The sequence below is a fragment of the Micromonospora sp. B006 genome (genome assembly GCF_003408515.1).
Classification (GTDB): Bacteria; Actinomycetota; Actinomycetes; order Mycobacteriales; family Micromonosporaceae; genus Micromonospora; species Micromonospora echinospora_A.
This window is the reverse complement of record NZ_CP030865.1, coordinates 6649760-6667293: the sequence shown is the minus strand read 5'-3', so window position 1 is coordinate 6667293 and position 17534 is coordinate 6649760. Positions and strand designations below refer to the sequence as shown.

Annotated in this window: 13 protein-coding genes; 10 read left to right on the top strand and 3 right to left on the bottom strand. The window is 73.5% G+C overall.

Annotated elements, in window-relative coordinates; all coding sequences use genetic code 11:
• From treZ to glgX, 3 genes are read right to left on the bottom strand one after another with little or no spacing between them, the layout of a single operon-like run.
• Complete coding sequence (gene treZ / locus MicB006_RS29835) at positions 1-1734, bottom strand: malto-oligosyltrehalose trehalohydrolase (protein WP_116510609.1); 1734 nt, start codon at positions 1732-1734, stop codon at positions 1-3.
• Positions 1731-4031, bottom strand: coding sequence for a malto-oligosyltrehalose synthase (gene treY / locus MicB006_RS29830; RefSeq protein WP_116510608.1), 2301 nt, complete (start codon positions 4029-4031; stop codon positions 1731-1733). Before treY ends, treZ begins: the two co-directional genes overlap by 4 nt.
• 3 nt (positions 4032-4034) lie before the next feature.
• Entirely contained in the window at positions 4035-6155 is a 2121-nt protein-coding gene (gene glgX, locus MicB006_RS29825; RefSeq protein ID WP_116510607.1) for a glycogen debranching protein GlgX, read from the bottom strand.
• 544 nt (positions 6156-6699) lie between these two features.
• Here glgX and MicB006_RS29820 point away from each other — a divergent pair.
• The 10 genes from MicB006_RS29820 (at position 6700) to MicB006_RS32650 (ending at position 17529) form a co-directional block, all read left to right on the top strand.
• Entirely contained in the window at positions 6700-6918 is a 219-nt protein-coding gene (locus MicB006_RS29820; protein WP_073829738.1) for a hypothetical protein, read from the top strand.
• 94 nt (positions 6919-7012) lie between these two features.
• Positions 7013-8365, top strand: a complete 1353-nt coding sequence (locus tag MicB006_RS29815; protein WP_116510605.1) for a glycosyltransferase family 2 protein — start codon at positions 7013-7015, stop codon at positions 8363-8365.
• 18 nt (positions 8366-8383) lie between these two features.
• Positions 8384-9391, top strand: coding sequence for an ATP-binding cassette domain-containing protein (locus tag MicB006_RS29810; protein WP_116510604.1), 1008 nt, complete (start codon positions 8384-8386; stop codon positions 9389-9391).
• Positions 9388-10182, top strand: coding sequence for an ABC-2 family transporter protein (locus MicB006_RS29805; RefSeq protein ID WP_116510602.1), 795 nt, complete (start codon positions 9388-9390; stop codon positions 10180-10182). The genes MicB006_RS29810 and MicB006_RS29805 overlap by 4 nt, the downstream gene beginning before the upstream one ends.
• Before the next feature lie 7 nt (positions 10183-10189).
• On the top strand, positions 10190-10978 hold the full coding sequence (locus MicB006_RS29800; RefSeq protein ID WP_225980572.1) for an ABC transporter permease: 789 nt from the start codon (positions 10190-10192) through the stop codon (positions 10976-10978).
• A gap of 1 nt (position 10979) precedes the next feature.
• Positions 10980-12593, top strand: a complete 1614-nt coding sequence (locus MicB006_RS29795) for a hypothetical protein (protein ID WP_116510601.1) — start codon at positions 10980-10982, stop codon at positions 12591-12593.
• Positions 12586-13467 (top strand): TauD/TfdA family dioxygenase, encoded by an 882-nt coding sequence (locus tag MicB006_RS29790; protein WP_116510600.1) that lies wholly within the window; start codon positions 12586-12588, stop codon positions 13465-13467. Before MicB006_RS29795 ends, MicB006_RS29790 begins: the two co-directional genes overlap by 8 nt.
• Complete coding sequence (locus tag MicB006_RS31910) at positions 13464-15374, top strand: hypothetical protein (RefSeq protein ID WP_161565978.1); 1911 nt, start codon at positions 13464-13466, stop codon at positions 15372-15374. The genes MicB006_RS29790 and MicB006_RS31910 overlap by 4 nt, the downstream gene beginning before the upstream one ends.
• Positions 15371-17320 carry a TOMM precursor leader peptide-binding protein gene (locus MicB006_RS29780; protein WP_152037916.1) on the top strand — a complete coding sequence of 650 codons (1950 nt, stop codon included), beginning with the start codon at positions 15371-15373 and terminating at the stop codon, positions 17318-17320. Before MicB006_RS31910 ends, MicB006_RS29780 begins: the two co-directional genes overlap by 4 nt.
• 83 nt (positions 17321-17403) lie before the next feature.
• Positions 17404-17529: a hypothetical protein gene (locus MicB006_RS32650; protein ID WP_255419514.1), complete on the top strand. Its 126-nt coding sequence runs from the start codon at positions 17404-17406 to the stop codon at positions 17527-17529.
• Positions 17530-17534 lie beyond the last annotated feature (5 nt).

Genomic DNA, 17534 nt, shown 5'->3' with positions numbered 1-17534 from the left:
TCAGAGCGCCGCGATCGCGGCCGACTCCGGCGGCAGCTCGATGCCGTCGCGCATCACCGTGACGCCCTCGGACGTGGCGAGCAGCACCCGGCGTACCACCCCGGGCAGGTTGATCCGCTGCGCCCGGTCGGCCAGGTTCGCCACCACGAGCGTGTCCCCGCGCCGCATCACCAGGAACCGGTCGCCGTGGCGGACGTCGACCCGGTCCAGCCGGGGGTCGGACAGGTCGGCCCGGGAGCGGCGCAGCGCGATCAGCCGCCGGTAGAGGTCGTACGTCTCGCGGTGCTCGGGCTTGTCCAGCTCGGCCCAGTCCAGCCGGGACCGCAGGAACGTCTGCGGGTCCTGCGGGTCCGGTACGTCGTCGGTGGCCCAGCCGTGGTCGGCGAACTCCCGTCTGCGGCCGGTGGCGACAGCCGTCGCCAGTTCCGGCTCGGGATGGCTGGTGAAGAACTGCCACGGCGTGGTGGCCGCCCACTCCTCCCCCATGAACAGCATCGGCGTGAACGGCGCTGTCATCAGCAGCGTCGCGCCGACCCGCAGCAGCCCGGGCGACAGCGTGGCGGAGATCCGGTCGCCGGTGGCCCGGTTGCCGATCTGGTCGTGGTTCTGCAGGTACGCCACGAAACGGTGGCCGGGCGTGCGCTGCCTGTCGACCGGGCGGCCGTGGCTGCGGCCGCGGAAGCTGGACCAGGTGCCGGCGTGGAAGAACCCGCCGGTCAGCACGTCGGTGAGGCACTCCAGCGAGCCGAAGTCGCCGTAGTAGCCCTGCCGCTCGCCGGTGAGCAGCGTGTGCAGCGCGTGGTGGGCGTCGTCGTTCCACTGCGCGTGCAGGCCGTAGCCGCCCGCCTCCCGCGGCGTGATCAGGCGCGGGTCGTTGAGGTCGCTCTCGGCGATCAGCGACAGCGGGCGGCCCAGGTGCGTGGACAGCGCCTCCACCTCGGCGGCGACCTCCTCCAGCCAGTGCACGGCCCGGCTGTCCGGCATGGCGTGCACGGCGTCCAGCCGCAGCCCGTCGACGTGGTAGTCACGCAGCCAGCCCAGCACGCTGTCGGCGATGTAGCGGCGTACCCCGTCGGAGTGCGGGCCGTCCAGGTTGACGGTGCGGCCCCAGGTGTTGCTCTGCTCGGTGAGGTACGGCGCGAACCGCGGCGCGTAGGCCCCGGAGGGCCCGAAATGGTTGTAGACGACGTCGAGGATCACCCCCAGGCCCTTGGCGTGGGCGGCGTCGACGAACCGTTTCAGGCCGTCCGGGCCGCCGTACGGCTCGTGCGGGGCGAACCAGCAGACGCCGTCGTAGCCCCAGTTGTACTCGCCGTTGAACGCGTTCACAGGCAGCAGCTCGACCATGTCCACGCCGAGGTCGACCAGGTGGTCGAGCCGGGCGATCGCCCCGTCGAACGTGCCTTCCGGGGTGAACGTGCCGATGTGCAGCTCGTACAGCACGCTGCCGGGCAGCTGCCGGCCGGTCCACGCGGAGTCGGTCCAGCCGAACGCGGCGTGGTCGTAGAGCCGGCTGGGCCCGTGCACCCCGGCCGGCTGCCAGGCCGAGCGGGGGTCGGGCAGGGCCTGCTCGTCGTCGTCGAGCAGGAACGCGTAGTCGGTGCCCGGCCCGGTGCCGGGCACCTCGACCCGCCACCAGCCGTCCGGGCCCTGACGCATCGCGTGGTCGTCGGCGCCGGGCAGGCGCAGCCGCACCCGGGCGGCCTCGGGCGCCCACACCGTGAACTCGGTCATGCGGCGGCCTCCACAGAGTCGGTGGGTGCGAGGAGGGCGACGGGATAGGTGCTCAGCAGATCATCGAGGAGCAGCTCAGAACCACTGTAGACCCGCCCGGTGAACAAGTCGGTGCGCTCGTGAACGGGAAGTGACAGCGCCGTGTCCCGCCAGCCGCCGGAGCGGGCCAGCCGCAGCGGCAGCCGGGTCGCCACCGCCACCGCGCCACCCCTGTCGAAGGCCACCGCGTGCGCGGCGGCCGGGCCGCGCGCCGGCACCGGCCGGTAGCCGCCGAACAGGTCCGGGCGGTCACGGCGCAACCGCAGCGTCCGGGACACCACGAGCAGCTTGGCCGCGCCGTCGTCGGCCACCGCGGGCCGCCAGCCGGCGTCGAGCCGGGCCAGCAGGTCCCGGCGTACGGCGAAGTCGACAGGCCGCCGGTTGTCCGGGTCGACGAGCGAGTTCTCCCACAGCTCGGTGCCCTGGTAGACGTCGGGCACGCCGGGCATGGCGAGCTGCACCAGCTTCTGCCCGAGCGCGTTGGACCAGCCGGGCGGGGTGATCTCGGCGGCGAACGCGGTGATCTGCGCGTGCAGCTCCGGGTCGTCGTACATCCGGTCGACCAGGGCGTGCAGCTCGTGCTCGAAGCCCGGGTCCGGGTCGGCCCAGCTGGTGGTGACCGACGCCTCCCGGGCGGCCTTCTCGGCGTACCCGTGCAGTCTCTCCCGTTCGATCGGCCAGGCCCCGACGGCGGTCTGCCAGAGCAGGTGGGCCAGCGCGGGGTCGGCCAGCGGCGCGCGGGACATCCAGTCGGCGACCCGCTCGGCCCAGCGGCCGGGCAGCTCGGACAGCACCGCGAGCCGGGCGCGGACGTCCTCGCCGCGCTTGGTGTCGTGGGTGGACAGCGCGGTCATGCTCGCCGGCCAGCGCACCTGCCGGGCGGCGGCGAAGCGGTGCAGCTCGGCCGGGGGCACGCCGAAGTGGGCCGGGCTGCCGCCGACCTCGTTGAGCGCGACGAACCGGCTCCACCTGTAGTACGCGGTGTCCTCCACGCCCTTGGCCATCACCGCGCCGGTCAGCTGCGGGAACCGGGCGGCCAGCTCGTGGCCGGGATCGCGCAGCCTCGCGGTGACCTGGTCGAGCACGCCGGTCAGGTCGGGACGGCGGCGGCCGGCCTCGGCGCGGGCGGCGGCCAGGTGCCGGGCGCCGGAGGGCGGATAGCCGCGGTAGACCGGGAAGCACGCGGCCAGCTCGGCCAGGGCGGCGCGGACCTGCTCGCCGGGCAGCTCGGGCACGAGCGTGGACAGCCGGGTCAGCTCGGCGGCGAGCAGCCGGGTGGCGGCCTCCAGCTTGGTGGTGTGCGTCAGGTCCTCCCAGGACGTGTGCCGCCCGGTGAGCCGGCCGTCCAGCGTGGTGAACTCCGGTTCGGCGTCCGGGTCGACGAACAGCCCGGACACGGCGGCCAGCGCGTCGTAGCCGGTGGTGCCGTCGACCGGCCAGTCCGGCAGATCCTCGCCGTACTCCAGGATCTTCTCCACCACGAGCCAGTGCTCCGGCGCGGCGGCGCGCAACCGGGCCAGGTAGCCCGCCGGGTCGCGCAGGCCGTCCGGGTGGTCGACCCGGATGCCGTCGACCTCCCCCGCGTCGACCCAGCGCAGGATCTCCGCGTGGGTGGCGTCGAAGACCTCCGGGTCCTCCACCCGCAGGCCGGCCAGGTCCGAGACGGCGAAGAACCGGCGGTACGTCAGCTCGGCGTCGCCGCGCCGCCAGTTCACCAGTTCGTAGTGCTGCCGGTCGTGCACCTGGCGGGGCGTCCCGTCGCCGGTGCCGTCGGCGACCGGGAACCGGTGCTCGTGGTAGCGCAGCTCCCCGTCGACGAGCTTCAGGTCGTCGAGCGCGTCGGCGCTGTCGGCGAGCACCGGCAGCAGCAGCCGCCCCCGGTCCCAGTCGATGTCGAACCAGCGCGCGTACGCCGACTCGCGTCCCCGCCGCAGCACGTCCCACCAGGCCGGGTTGGCCTCCGGCCGGGCGACGCCGGCGTGGTTCGGCACGATGTCCACGACCAGGCCCAGCCGGGCCGCGCGCAGCGCCCGGACCAGCCGCGCCCGGGCGGCCTCGCCGCCGAGCTGCGGGTTGACCGCGCGGTGGTCGACCACGTCGTAGCCGTGCGCGGAGCCGGGCGTGGCGGTGAGCAGGGGCGCGGTGTAGAGGTGGGTGACGCCGAGCGCGGCGAGGTAGCCCGCCAGCTCGGCCGTGGCGTCCAGGTCGAAGCCGGGCCGCACCTGGACCCGGTAGGTCGAGCGGGGGGTGTCGGGCATGGGTCAGGCCGTCCTCTCCAGGACCAGCAGCGAGCGGTCCGGTACGCAGACCGTGCCGCCCGCCTCGACCAGTGTCGTCTTCTCCGGGTCGGGTTCCGCGGTGCTGATCACCAGCTCCCACCGGCTGCCGAACTCCTCGCCGGGCAGCGTGAAGTCCAGCGGCGCGTCGTGCGCGTTGAACAGCAGCAGGAACGAGTCGTCCCGGTGGCGCTGGCCGTACTGGCCGCGTTCCCCGATGCCGTCGCCGTTGACGAACAGGGCCACCGAGCGGCCGAAGTCGTTGCCCCAGTCCTCGCCGGTCATCTCCCGGCCGTCCGGGGTGTACCAGGCCAGGTCCGGCAGCCCGGAGCCGGCGGCCCGGCCGCCCACCGGCAGGCCGGTGAAGAACCGGCGGCGGCGGAACACCTGGTGCCGGTTGCGGAACTCGGTGAGCCGGCGGACGAAGTCCAGCAGCTCGGTGTCGGCCCGGTCCCAGTCGACCCAGGCGAGTTCGCTGTCCTGGCAGTAGGCGTTGTTGTTGCCGCGCTGGGTGCGGCCCAGCTCGTCGCCGTGGCCGAGCATCGGCACGCCCTGGGACAGCATCAGCGTCGCCAGGAAGTTGCGCCGCTGCCGGGCCCGCAGCGCGCGTACGCCCGGGTCGTCGGTCTCCCCCTCGACGCCGCAGTTCCAGGACCGGTTGTGGCTCTCCCCGTCCCGGTTGTCCTCGCCGTTCGCGTCGTTGTGCTTGTCGTTGTAGGAGACCAGGTCGGTGAGCGTGAACCCGTCGTGGCAGGTGACGAAGTTGATGCTGTGGAACGGGCGGCGGCCGTCGTCCTGGTAGAGGTCGGCCGAGCCGGAGATGCGGGAGGCGAACTCGGCGAGCGTGGCCGGCTCGCCGCGCCAGAAGTCGCGTACGGTGTCGCGGTACTTGCCGTTCCACTCGGTCCACTGCGGCGGGAAGTTGCCGACCTGGTAGCCGCCCGGGCCGACGTCCCACGGCTCGGCGATGAGCTTCACCCGGCCCACCACCGGGTCCTGCTGCACCACCTCGAAGAACGTGGACAGGCGGTCCACCTCGTAGAACTCGCGGGCCAGCGTGGCCGCCAGGTCGAACCGGAAGCCGTCGACGTGCATCTCGGTGACCCAGTAACGCAGCGAATCCATGATCAGTTGGAGTGAGTGCGGGCTGCGCACGTTGAGGCTGTTGCCGGTGCCGGTGTAGTCGACGAAGTACCGCCGATCCTCCTCGGAGAGCCGGTAGTAGCTCGGGGTGTCGATGCCCTTGAAGCTCAGCGACGGCCCGAGGTGGTTGCCCTCGGCGGTGTGGTTGTAGACCACGTCGAGGATGACCTCGATGCCGGCGGCGTGCAGCGCCTTGACCATGCCCCGGAACTCCTGCACCTGCTGGCCCAGGCGGCCCAGCGCGGAGTAGCCGTGGTGCGGGGCGAAGAAACCGATGGAGTTGTAGCCCCAGTAGTTGCGCAGCCCCAGGTCGGCCAGGCGGTGGTCGTGCACGAACTCGTGCACCGGCATCAGCTCCACCGCCGTCACGCCGAGCCGCTTGAAGTGCTCGATCATCACCGGCGAGGCGATCGCCGCGTATGTGCCGCGCAGCTCCTCCGGGATGCCCGGATGGCGCATGGTCAGCCCGCGCACGTGGGCCTCGTAAATCACCGAGTGGTGGTACGGGGTGCGCGGCGGCCGGTCGTTGCCCCAGTCGAAGTACGGGTTCACCACCACCGACTTCGGCATGTACGGCGCCGAGTCCTCGGTGTTCATCCGGTCCGGGTCGCCGCCGACCTCGTAGTCGTAGACCGACGGGTGCCAGGTGACCTCCCCGTCGACCGCCTTCGCGTACGGGTCGAGCAGCAGCTTGTGCGGGTTGCAGCGCAGCCCCTCGGCCGGGTTCCACGGGCCGTGCACCCGGTAGCCGTACCGCTGGCCGGGCTCGACGCCGCCGATGTAGGCGTGCCAGACGTACGCGTCGACCTCGCGCAGCTCCACCCGGCGCTCGGTGCCGATGTCCCACTCGTCGAACAGGCAGAGCTCGACCTTCTCCGCCACCTCGGAGAAGATCGCGAAGTTGGTCCCCATCCCGTCGTACGTGGCGCCGAGGGGGTAGCTCTCGCCCGGCCAGACCTGCATGTCGCTCCTTCGGCCCATGATCGTGAGCGCAGCGGACAGGGGCCGCCGATGCGCACGCCGGTGATGCCCCGTCGTACGCCTCGTCAATCCACCCGTTCGGACGGTAACCGAAATCCGCCCTCGTGGGGCCGGGTGTCACGTTTCGGGCACCCTGCGACGGTCGGGCTCACCCGTCCCGGCATTTCATGGCCGGGCCCGACGGAATAGGCAGGTCACTTCACAATAGAGGGTCACCCGCATTCATAGACGCCCCTCCCCCACTTTATCTTCTCGTTACATCGACTTCACACGATCAGAAAAGGGGGCAATTGATGCAGCGATTCATTGCTCGACCCCGCCTGAACTGGGGCTTCTCGAATAGTGGATCCGGAACTACGCCGCGTCACCGCCCGCAACCTTTCCGTTCCTGACCGGCCGTCACCTGCGCGAATTGACGGTTCCGCCTCGCTTTATCTCCCCGTTACATCAGCGCGGCGCCAATCCCGCCATGTCCGGCCTACGCTTCGTTCCACTGTCCACATCGATCCGAAAAGAGGATGAATCGATGGGTGAAAGCAGGAACGCGTCGATCGACCTGTCCGACCTGGACACCACTGCGGTCTCCTGGTCGGGCGCCGGTGACGAGGCGTCGGCAGGGCTCTACGCCATGCCGACGGCCGGCGGGATCACGCTGACCGACCCGTCCGCCATGGGCAAGGGCTCCTGCGGCGGCGCCGCGTGCCAGGGCCGGCCGATCCAGTGGTGCTGCGTCAACTGCCACTGATCATCGCGGAGCCGCCGGCGATCGCCGGCGGCTCCGTCCCATCGTCAGCGCGGCCGGTGGCCCGGCTCGTGGGACAAGCGGAGAGGTACGTCAGATGAGCGTTGAACCCGGTCGAGCCGTCGAGCTGAGCGTGGTGATCCCCACCCACGCGGACGCCCCCTGCCTGGAGCTCACGCTGCGGTCGCTGCGGCGCCAGACGCTGGACCCGGACCGCTTCGAGGTCATCGTGGTCCGCGACGGTGGGGACGGCAGCCAGTACTCCGGCATCGCCGACGCCGGCAAGGGGCTGCGCCTGCACTTCGTCGAACGGCCCGAGCGCGGCGGGCGGGCGGCGGCCCGCAACGAGGCCGCGCGACGGGCGACCGCGCCGCTGCTGCTGTTCCTCGACGCCGACTCGTACGCCACGCCGGACCTGCTGCGCCGCCACCTCGACCACCACCGCGACCCGTCCGCGCCGGCGGTGCTGATGGGCCGGCGCGACGAGACCGGCATCGAGCACGTGCACGCGGCGCTGGCCGACCAGCCGACGATGCCCGTACCCCGGCTCCGCGGGCGCGGTGGCGGCGACATGCGGTTCGGAACCGAGGAGGGACCGTCCGGCGACGACTGGCTGCTGGCCGGCTGGCTGTTCTGCTTCACCCACAACGCGTCGGTACGCCGGGACGTGTTCGAGGCGGTGGGCGGCTTCGACGAGGGCTTCGGCCTGCGCTGGGGCCTGGAGGACATGGAGCTGTTCTACCGGGTGCACGCGCACCTCGGCGTGCTCAACCACAACTTCGCCTACGACGACCTGGCCGCCGTCTACCACCTGCCGCACCACCGCAACGTCATCCAGAACTGGAACGACTTCATGGACAACCTGGATCGGGTCGCGCTCAAGTACCCGGTCGTGGAGTGGGAGTTCGCCGGGCCGGTGGACGTGGCCCGCGCGGCCGAGCGGGTGGTGCACTACCGCCGGGCGATGGACGACTGCGTACGCCGTTCCTGGTGCCGGATCGGCCCGGCGGTGCAGCGGCTCGCCGGTCGCCTGCCCGGCGACCGGGTGCTGTGGGTCGGCACCGGCAGCGCCGAGGCCGGGCTGCCCGACGGCGCGTTGACCTACGACTACGGGGCGCCGGCGGGTCCGGCCAACTTCCACCTGGTCGGGATCAGGCCGCCGGTCGCCGCGGACAGCCTGGACGCCGTGGTCAGCGTCGACTTCTGGCGGTACCTCTACTGGGAGGACCTGTGCCAGTTCGTCAACGTCGCCGGTGGCCTCGCCGACGAGGTGCACCTGGTCTCCACCGGCGCGGAGCTCTCGGCGCGGTTCGACCCGGATCCGGCGAGCCTGGGCTACCTCGGCCGGGTCATGGGCGCGGCGTTCGAGACCACCCTGACCGAGGTCGACGGCCTCGGTTCGGTGCTGCGGCTGCGCCCGCACCACCGTGCCGCCGTCGCGGCCGGCTGACCGGGAACGGCACCACCGATGCCAGTGATCGAGGCCAGTGGCCTGACCAAGCGGTTCCGGATCGCCGACAAGCAGCCGGGCCTGCGCGGCTCGCTGCGCCATCTCGTACGGCCACGACACGTCGAGCACGTGGCGGTCGACGGCGTCGACCTGTCGATCTCCACCGGCGAGGCGGTCGCGTACGTCGGGCCCAACGGCGCCGGGAAGTCGACGACTGTCAAGCTGCTCACCGGCATCCTGCACCCCACCGCCGGGCGGGTACGCGTCTGCGGCCTCGACCCGCACCGCGACCGGCACGCCAACGCCCGCAACATCGGCGTGCTGTTCGGCCAGCGCAGCCAGCTCTGGTGGGACCTGCAGGTCCGCGACTCCCTCGCCCTGCTGCGCGACATCCACCGCATCCCCCGGGCCCGGTACGCGGCACGCCTGGAGGAGTTCGACGCGCTGCTCGGGCTCGGCCGGCTGCTGCCGGTGGTCGCCCGGCAGCTCTCGCTCGGCCAGCGGATGCGAGCCGACCTGGCCGCCGCGCTGCTGCACTCGCCGCCCGTGGTGTTCCTCGACGAGCCGACCATCGGGCTGGACATCGTCGCCCGGCAGGCCGTCCGGGACTTCCTGCGGGCCCAGCGCGCCAGCGGGACCACGGTGCTGATGACCACGCACGACATCGGTGACATCGAGCAGGTCTGCCGCCGGCTCGTGATCATCGACGGGGGCCGGATCATCTTCGACGGCTCGATCGACGCCGTCCGCCGGCTGGTCGCCGACCAGCGGACCGTGCACCTGACGCTCGGCGCCGACTGGCACGGCGACCTCGACGCCGACCTGCCGGGCGTCCGGCTGGTCCACGACGGGTCGGCGCGGCAGATCGCTGTCACGTTCGACCACGGCGCGTACGGCGCGGGCGAGATCGTCTCGGTGGTCGCCCGCCAGGCGCCGGTGGTGGACATCCGGATCGACGAGCCGTCCATCGAGGACGTGGTGCGCCGGGCGTACGCCGGCGAGCTGAGCCCGTCGGTGCCGGCATGAGGGCGTACCTGACGCTGGCGCGGATGTCCTGGTCGACGCTGCTGATCTACCGGGGCGAGTTCCTCCTCCAGCTCACCGGGGTCGTGGTGCAGACAGTGGCGCTGTTCGCGGTCTGGCAGGCGGTCTTCGCCGGCGCGGCCGGCGGCGAGGTGGGCGGGTTGTCCTGGGAGCAGATGAAGGGCTACCTGGTCGTGGCGTTCCTGACCGGGGCGCTGCTGTCGAGCTTCACCGACGCGCAGATCGCCGGCCCGGTGCTGCACGGCACCGTGGCGCTCGACCTGGTCCGGCCGATCGACTACCAGCTCTCGCGTTTCGCGCTGTCGCTCGGATACGTCGTCGGTGAGGTGCTGACGGTGGCGGTGATGGCGGCGACGCTGGTGTCGGCGTTCGGCGGCGCCGCGCTGCCCGCCGCCGGGCAGGCCGGACTGTTCCTGCTCAGCCTGCTGGCGGTGGTGCCGCTGAAGTTCGGCCTGGTCTACCTCGTCGGGCTGCTGTGCTTCTGGACCGGCAACTTCCACGGGCTGAGCCTGTCGCGGGTGGCGATCACCAACATCCTCTCCGGGGCGCTGGTGCCGATCGCGTTGTTCCCGGGCTGGCTCCAGGTCGTCTGCCAGCTCTCCCCGTTCCCCGGCATCGTCTCCACTCCGGCGCTGATCTACCTGGGGCAGATACGTGGCGCCGAGGCGGTGACGCTGATCGGCGTACAACTGCTCTGGGTCGTGGTGTTGTGGGGCGCGGCCCGGCTGCTGTGGTCCGCGGGCGTGCGGCGGCTCACCGCGCACGGCGGGTGACCGGCCGATGATGCACGAGGCACGGATCTACCGCCGGTTGCTCGGCGCGCACCTGCGGGCGGTGCTCGAGTACCGGGCCGACGCGCTCCTGACGATCGGGGCGACACTGCTCGGTCAGCTCGCCGGGCTGGTCTTCGTGGTCATGGTGTTCCGGCAGGTGACGGCGCTCGGCGGGTGGACCCGCTGGGAGGTGCTGTACGTCTGCGCCATGGTGATGCTCGCCGAGGGCGTCGGCTCCCTGCTGTTCGAGGGGACGTGGCATCTCGGCGGCCTGGTCAACCTCGGCCTGCTGGACTACCTGCTGGTCCGGCCCTACCCGGTGGTGCTCCAGGTCACCGGCAACGCGGTCGGGTTCAACGGTCTCGGCAACGTCGGGTTCGGCGCGGCGCTGCTCGGCGCCGCGGCCGTCCACCTCGACCTGGCCTGGACGCCGCTGACGGTGCTCTGGGCGGCGCTGCTGCTCGTCAGCGGGGTGCTGGTCAAGCTGGCGGTCAACCTGGCCACCAACGCTGTCGTCTTCTGGCTGCTGAGCCCGTCCAGTTCGCTCGCGGCGAGCGTGCACACCCTCGGCGATCTGGCCCGCTATCCGCTGACCCTGTACGGCACCGGCCTGCGCTCGCTGCTGACGCTCGTACCCGTCGCGTTCGTCGGCTACTTCCCGACGGCCGCGCTGCTGGACAAGGGCGCCTCGACCACGGCGGGCGCGCTCACCCCGGTCGTCGCGGCGGCGTGCGCGGCCGGGGCGTGGGCGGTCTTCCGGGCCGGGTTGCGCCGGTACGAGAGCGCGGGCAGCTGAGATGGGAGCCTCGCGAGCCGGCGTCGCCGGCCGGTACCTGGCGGCGGTGCAGGCCGACACCGGGCAGCCGACGGCGTACCTGCCGCCCCGCGGCAAGCGGTACCCGGGCGTGGCCCGCCGGCCGCTGCGGTGGCCCGGCCCGGGGTCCGTGCCGCTCGGCGACGGCTGCCTCGACCGGCTCAGCGCGATGCTTCTCGGGTACGCGCCACGCCGGGCGGAGACGATCACGCTGGCCGGGCTGTCCGCGTTGACCGGCGCCCCGCTGGACACGCCCACGCCGTCGCGGCTGCTGCCCGGCTGGCACACGCTGCGCCGCTCGGTGCCCTCCGGCGGGGCGTTCCACCCCAACGAGATCTACCTCGCCTGGGCCGGCTCCCCCGACCTGGCGGCCGGCGTCTACCACTACGACCCGCCGCACCACTGCCTGGAACTGCTGCGCCCGGGCAGCCCGGCCGCCCGGCTCGACCGGCTCCTCGGGGTCGCGGCGGCGCCCCGGCACGCGCTGCTGCTGACCCACCGGCCGTGGAAGAACACCAGCAAGTACGGAGCGTTCGGCTACCGGCTGGGCATCGTCGACTCCGGTGTCCTGCTGGCCCAGATGCTCACGTCGCCGGTGGACGCGACACCGCGCCTGGACCTCGATCCGGTGCTCGCCGGTGAGCTGCTCGGACTCGACGCCGAGTTGGAGGCCACCTACGCGGTGATCGAGTTCCCCGCGGACGCGGACGTCCCCTGGACACCGCCTGCATCCGGCGGGCCGCCCCCGGCGACCGGGCTGGACCACGACCGGCTCGGCCACGACGCCGCCCACCCGAGCGCGGTGGCGCTGCACCGGGCGACGTACGACCGGGACGCCGCCGCCCAGCCGCCTTCGGCCGACCGCCTCCCGGCCGGCTGTCTCCCTGCCGACCCCGTCCCGGCCGACGGCTCCCCGGCCCAGCGCCTCCCGGCGGACCGCCTCCCGATGGGCCCGGTGGCGGGCCGGGCGCTCGACCTGCCGCCAGCCCGGCCGCTCGACCTGGTCGCGGTCGCCGCCCGCCGCGCCTCCGCCGCGAACCTCGGCCCGGGGCTGACCGCCGGGCAGGTCGCCGACATCCTGGCCTGCGCCGCCGGCCGGGCCGGGTCGCCGGCCCTGGCGGCGCTGGCCCGGCAGCCGCTGTACCCGGAGATCTGGTGCCTCGCCCGGACCGTCGACGGCATCCCGGCGGACGCGTACCGCTACCGGCCGTACCACCACCGGCTGGTGCCGACCGGGCCGCCGGGAGCGGCCGACGACACGGCGGCGTACCCGCACCGGGTCGACCGCCGGATGGTCACCCGCGGCGCGACCCTCTACCTGGTCCACGCCGGGAGCCGGCCCGTCGACCAGCTCTCCCCGGCCTCGTTCCACCGGCTGCACCTGCTCGCCGGCGTGGCCCTTCACCTGGCCGGGCTCGCCGCCGCCGCGACCGGCGCGGCGAGCCGCGCGCTGGGCGGCCTCACCGCCGACGCGGTCGCCGCCCGGCTCGGCCTGCCGGACGGGGCGTCGCCGCTGACGCAACTGCTGGTCGGCACCCCCGCGCCGCGTCCCGGGGTGCTGGCGGCCCATCTCACCGAAGGGAACCCTCATGGCTGAACAGGACGTTCCGGCGCTCGTCGGCACCCCCACGCCGGACACGGTGCTCGCGGCGGTCGCCGAGCACGGCGCGGTGCTGCTGCGCGGCGGGTGGCGGCACGAGGACTACGTCGCGCTCGGCGACGCGCTGATGACCGCGTCGCCGTACCAGGGCGGGTTCCACGACGAGCGGGACGTGATCGGCGGTGACCCGACGACGACCACAGTCACCCGGGGAACGCAGGGCATGCCGCTGCACCGGGAGGCGTCGTACGCGCCCGGCGCCCCGGACCTGCTGATGTTCCGGTGCGAGCGGCCCGCCGCCGACGGCGGGGCCACGACGCTGTGCGACGGTCTCGCGCTGCTGGCCGCCCTGCCCGCCGCGGTCCGCGCCGCCTGCGAGGAGTTGACGCTGCGCTGGGAGAGCGCGCTGCCCACACCGGTGTGGCAGCGGATGTGCGGCACGACCGACCCGGCGGCGGCGGAGCGGATGCTGCGGCAGTGGGAGCCGTACCTGCGGCCGTGGGAGTCGATCCACATCGACGTGGACGAGGACGCGATGACTGTCGGCTTCGGCACCCGGTGCACGCCACCGACCCTCTTCGAGGGCGTGCCGGCGTTCTGCAACTCGCTGTTCATCAGCCGCCCGCAGCCCGGCGAGTACCACGACCGGCGGCTGCGGGTGCGCTCCGGCACCGGCGCACCGGTGCCCGAGGACCTCGTGGCCACCGCCGCTGACGTCGCCGCGCGGCTGACTGTGGCGGTGCCGTGGCGGTCCGGTGACGTGCTGGTCGTGGACAACTCCCGGTACCTGCACGGCCGGCAGGCGTTCACCGACGCCGGACGCGCGGTCGCGGTGCGGATGGGACACCTGCGGAAGGAGGTGGCCGCGTGAGGGTCAAGCTCCGCGACGACCTGATGTACGTGCCGGTCGACGACGGCGTGTACCTGGAGACAGGGCTCGCCAGTACGCACCTGGCGGGCGCGTCGGCGTACGGCCTCGTGCAGCGGCTCGCCCCGCACCTGGACGGCACCCGCACGGTGCAGGAGCTGACCGACGGTCTCCCCGCGGCACAGCGGCAGCTCGTCACCGACCTGGTCGGGATGCTGGTGCGGCGCGGCATCGCCCGCGACCTCGACAGCGAGCCGCCGCACACGTTGCGGGACTGGGAGCTCGCCTGCTACCGGGACTCGATCGCGTTCGCCGAGCACGTCACCGACGCGCCGCTGAGCCGCTTCGAGGCGTTCCGCAACGGACGGGTGCTGCTCGTCGGCGCCGGCGCCGGCATGCTCGCGCTCGTCCAGACGCTGTTCGAACTCGGGCTGCGTACGGCCTCGCTGGTCGAGACCGCCGAGACCGGCACCGAACGCGACGGCTTCCGGCGGATCGTGCAGCGGCGTCGTGCCGAGGATCCGACGACCGGGCTGACGCTGCTGGACGCGGCCGCCGCCCTCGACACCGACGAAGGTCTCGCCGGCCTGCTGGCGGGGTACGACGCGGTGCTGCACTGCGCCGCCCGTCCGATGGCCGGGCGGGCGACGCGGCTGAACCGGGCGGCCCGGGCGATCGGGGTGCCCGTCCTGCACGCGGTACCCGGCGGCGAGGAGGCGTGGATCGGCCCGACCGGCGGCGGCGTCACCGGCGGCTGCTGGGAGTGCGGCCTGCTCAGCCGGCAGGGCGCCGGACTCCCCCCGGGTGACGGCGACGAGCCGGACACGACGTCCGAGTGGCTGTCGGCGCCGGTCTGCGGCCTGATCGGCGCGGCGCTCGGGTTCGCGTACCTGCGCCACCGGATGGGAGCCGAGACCACCGCCACGAACCGGATGACCCGCGTGGACCTGGAAACCGCTGTCACCAGCGAGCATCTGCTCGACGTGCACCCCCGCTGCCGCTCCTGCCGGCCCCCGGTTGCGTACGCCGATCTCGCCGCGCACGTCGACGCGATGGCCGCCCGCACGCCCGTGGACGTCGAGGAGTTCGTCGCCCGGATGCCGTTCCTGGTCGACGCGCGCCTGGGCCCGCTGCTGGCCATCGACACCGGCGCTCACTCGCAGATCTCGGTCAGCTGCGTCGAGGCGACGGTCGTGGACCTGGCCGGCGGCGCCCCGCGGCTGCTCACCGCCGTCGGCGGCAGCCGGGAGCAGGCGCTGCTGCGCGCCGCTACGGCGGCACTGGAGACGCTCGCGGCGCGGGCCTGCGCCGACGACGCCGCCACGGTGTGGTGGGACGCCGGGCGCGGCGCTCTCGTCGACGCGCAGCCGGACGGCGTGGTGGTCGCGGGCGGTCACACCTGGGCGGAGGCGCGCGGCCGGGCGATCCTGAAACTGCGACGTGCGGCCGCGACCCCGCCGGAGGTCACCACTGCCGACGGCGGACCGCCCGGCGGCTGGCTCGACCGGACGCGGTGGCCGGAGCCGACCCGCGTCATGGCACACGAACTGGCACTCCTCGGCCACGAGCCGCGGGCGTGGCACGACGGATCGAGCACCCCGACCGTGTTCGTCGCCGCCGGCGACAGATGGGTCGCCCACAGCTGCGCCACCGACACGGACACCGCCCTGGCGAACGCGATGCAGGCGGCGGTCGCCGTCCTGACCGGACGCCGCCCGGACGGCGCCGAGATCGGACCGGACGTGGGCGGCGGCGACTGGGACACGGCGCTGCCGCTGCTGCTGCGCGAGCTGGCACGGGACGGGCGGTCGCTGCTGGTGCGGCCGGCCGACTCGCTGCCCGGGGCGCAGCGGGTGATGCCGTTCATGATCAGGGCGGCGTGGTCGCCACGAGCGGGGAGCAGGGCATGACCGACGTCACGACCACACCGGCCGTCCCCGCCTCGCCCGACGTGACGCCGCGTCACGGCCTGCGGATCCTCGGTGCCGGCGCCCTGCGCCGGGCGGTGGAACAGGCGCTGGGCGCCGCCCCGGTCGCCGACGTCGACGTCTTCGTCGTCGACGGGCCACCGGAGGACGTCGAGGTGGCCGCCCGGGCGGCTGCCGACGCCGGCCGGGCCTTCCTGCCGGTGTACACCACGCCGCGCGGCGTACGAATCGGCCCCTTCGTCAGGCCCGGACGGCCGGGCTGCCACCACTGCCTCCAGGTGCGGCAACGCCGGGCGCGGACCACCGGGACGCCGCACCGGTCCGCGCTGTGGCAGGGGCTCTACGACGGCAGCGTGCAGCCCGCCCGGCCCGTCCTCGGCCCGCCGGTACGCGCCACTGTGGCCGCGCTCGTGGCCGACGAGCTGCGCCGGGTCGCGCAGGGCGGCGACGGCCGGTGCGCGGAAGCGGTGCTGGAGGTCATCACGGCCTCGATGGCCGTCAAGCGGCACCGGTTCGTCCCCGAACCCGGCTGCCCGGTGTGCGGCCCGTTGCCGGACGACGGCCCGGCCGCCGGCACCTTCACGCTGACGTCCCGGCCGAAGCGGGCACCCGGCGACTACCGGGCCCGCAGCCTTCCCGACGAGCACCTCGCGCTGCTGGCGGCGCTGCACGACGAGGAGACCGGGCTGCTGTCGTCGATCACCGTCCACCACAACCACCCGATGGTCCTCGCCGGCGCGATCGGGGGCCCGTTGTGCTGTGGTGAACTGGCCGGCTACGGCCGGACCTTCACCTACCCGGCGAGCGTGGCCGTCGCCGTCGCCGAGGCGCTGGAACGGCTCGGCGGCAACGTGCCACGCGCCCGCCGTACCGTCACCCGCGCCTCGTTCCGCGAGCTCGGACCGCGGCGGGCCGTCGAGCCGACGGAGTTCGGGCTGCCGCCCGCGCCGCCCGACGACCACGCGGTCGCGTACGACCCGGACCGGCCCGTGGAATGGGTGTACGCCTACTCGTTCCGGCGCGACGGCCCGGTGCTGGTGCCGGAGACCTTCGCCTACTACGGCTCGCACGGCACGGGTTTCGGTCCGGAGTGTTCCAACGGCTGCGCGCTGGGCGCGAACCTCGAAGAGGCGATCCTGCACGGCATCTTCGAGGTCGCCGAACGGGACGCGTTCCTGTCCACCTGGTACGCCCGGCTACCAGTGCCGCGCGTGGACCCGATGACGTCCGCCGACCCGATGACCCGCGTGCTCGTCGACTGGATCCAGCGGACCACCGGCAGCCGCCTGGACGTCTTCGACATCACCATGCCCGAAGGCGTCCCGGCGGTGTGGCTGATGCTCGTCGACGACGAGGTGCGGCCGGGACGTCCCCGGGCGTTCTGCGGTGCGGGGGCGCACCTGGACCCGGAGCGTGCCCTGTGGTCCGCGCTGGTGGAGCTCGCCAGCGTCGCCGAGGCCACCCGGGAGATGGTCGCCGAGGACACCACAGCCCCCGGCCTGGTCGCCGACCCCGACCTGGTCCGGGCCATGGAGGACCACCTGCTGGCGGCGGCCAGTCCGGAAGCCTGGCCGCGGTTCGCGTTCCTGTACGAGCGCGACGAGATCCTGTCCATGGCGGAGGCGTTCCCGCCGGCGGCGCGCTACCGCCCGGCCATGGACCTGCTCGACGACCTGCGGCACGTGACCGGACGCTACCTCGACGAGGGCCTGGACGTGGTGGTCGTCGACCAGACCGCCCGCGAGCAGGCGGCCGTCGGCCTCACCAGCGTGAAGGTGCTGATCCCGGGGCTGCTGCCGATGACGTTCGGTCACCGCAACCGGCGCGTCGACCTGCCCCGGCTGCGCGACCTGCCGGTCCGGCTCGGACACCGGGCCGAACCGCTCACCCCAGAGGAGATCAACCCGCATCCGCACCCGTTCCCGTGACCGTCTTATGTGTACGGAGGCGCCGGAGAGTGACGAGGATCGCTCACCGCGCGCGGGAGGATCCGGCGCAGTAGGTTGGCAGGGTGACTGGACGGTTCCGGTTCCCGATCGACGTCAGCACCCTCCCGGTGGCCCGCGATCGGTATCCGGCCCAGGCGGTCGTCGGCGAGCTGGTGCCGACGCCCGGCCGGCCGTCCGGTCGCTCCTGACCACC

What these genes read in the sequence shown, in the direction of transcription:
- treZ (WP_116510609.1), bottom strand. Translation starts at nt 1,734, where the DNA reads ATGACCGAGTTCACGGTGTGGGCGCCCGAGGCCGCCCGGGTGCGGCTG.
- treY (WP_116510608.1), bottom strand. Translation starts at nt 4,031, where the DNA reads ATGCCCGACACCCCCCGCTCGACCTACCGGGTCCAGGTGCGGCCCGGC.
- glgX (WP_116510607.1), bottom strand. Translation starts at nt 6,155, where the DNA reads ATGCAGGTCTGGCCGGGCGAGAGCTACCCCCTCGGCGCCACGTACGAC.
- MicB006_RS29820 (WP_073829738.1), top strand. Translation starts at nt 6,700, where the DNA reads ATGGGTGAAAGCAGGAACGCGTCGATCGACCTGTCCGACCTGGACACC.
- MicB006_RS29815 (WP_116510605.1), top strand. Translation starts at nt 7,013, where the DNA reads ATGAGCGTTGAACCCGGTCGAGCCGTCGAGCTGAGCGTGGTGATCCCC.
- MicB006_RS29810 (WP_116510604.1), top strand. Translation starts at nt 8,384, where the DNA reads ATGCCAGTGATCGAGGCCAGTGGCCTGACCAAGCGGTTCCGGATCGCC.
- MicB006_RS29805 (WP_116510602.1), top strand. Translation starts at nt 9,388, where the DNA reads ATGAGGGCGTACCTGACGCTGGCGCGGATGTCCTGGTCGACGCTGCTG.
- MicB006_RS29800 (WP_225980572.1), top strand. Translation starts at nt 10,190, where the DNA reads ATGATGCACGAGGCACGGATCTACCGCCGGTTGCTCGGCGCGCACCTG.
- MicB006_RS29795 (WP_116510601.1), top strand. Translation starts at nt 10,980, where the DNA reads ATGGGAGCCTCGCGAGCCGGCGTCGCCGGCCGGTACCTGGCGGCGGTG.
- MicB006_RS29790 (WP_116510600.1), top strand. Translation starts at nt 12,586, where the DNA reads ATGGCTGAACAGGACGTTCCGGCGCTCGTCGGCACCCCCACGCCGGAC.
- MicB006_RS29780 (WP_152037916.1), top strand. Translation starts at nt 15,371, where the DNA reads ATGACCGACGTCACGACCACACCGGCCGTCCCCGCCTCGCCCGACGTG.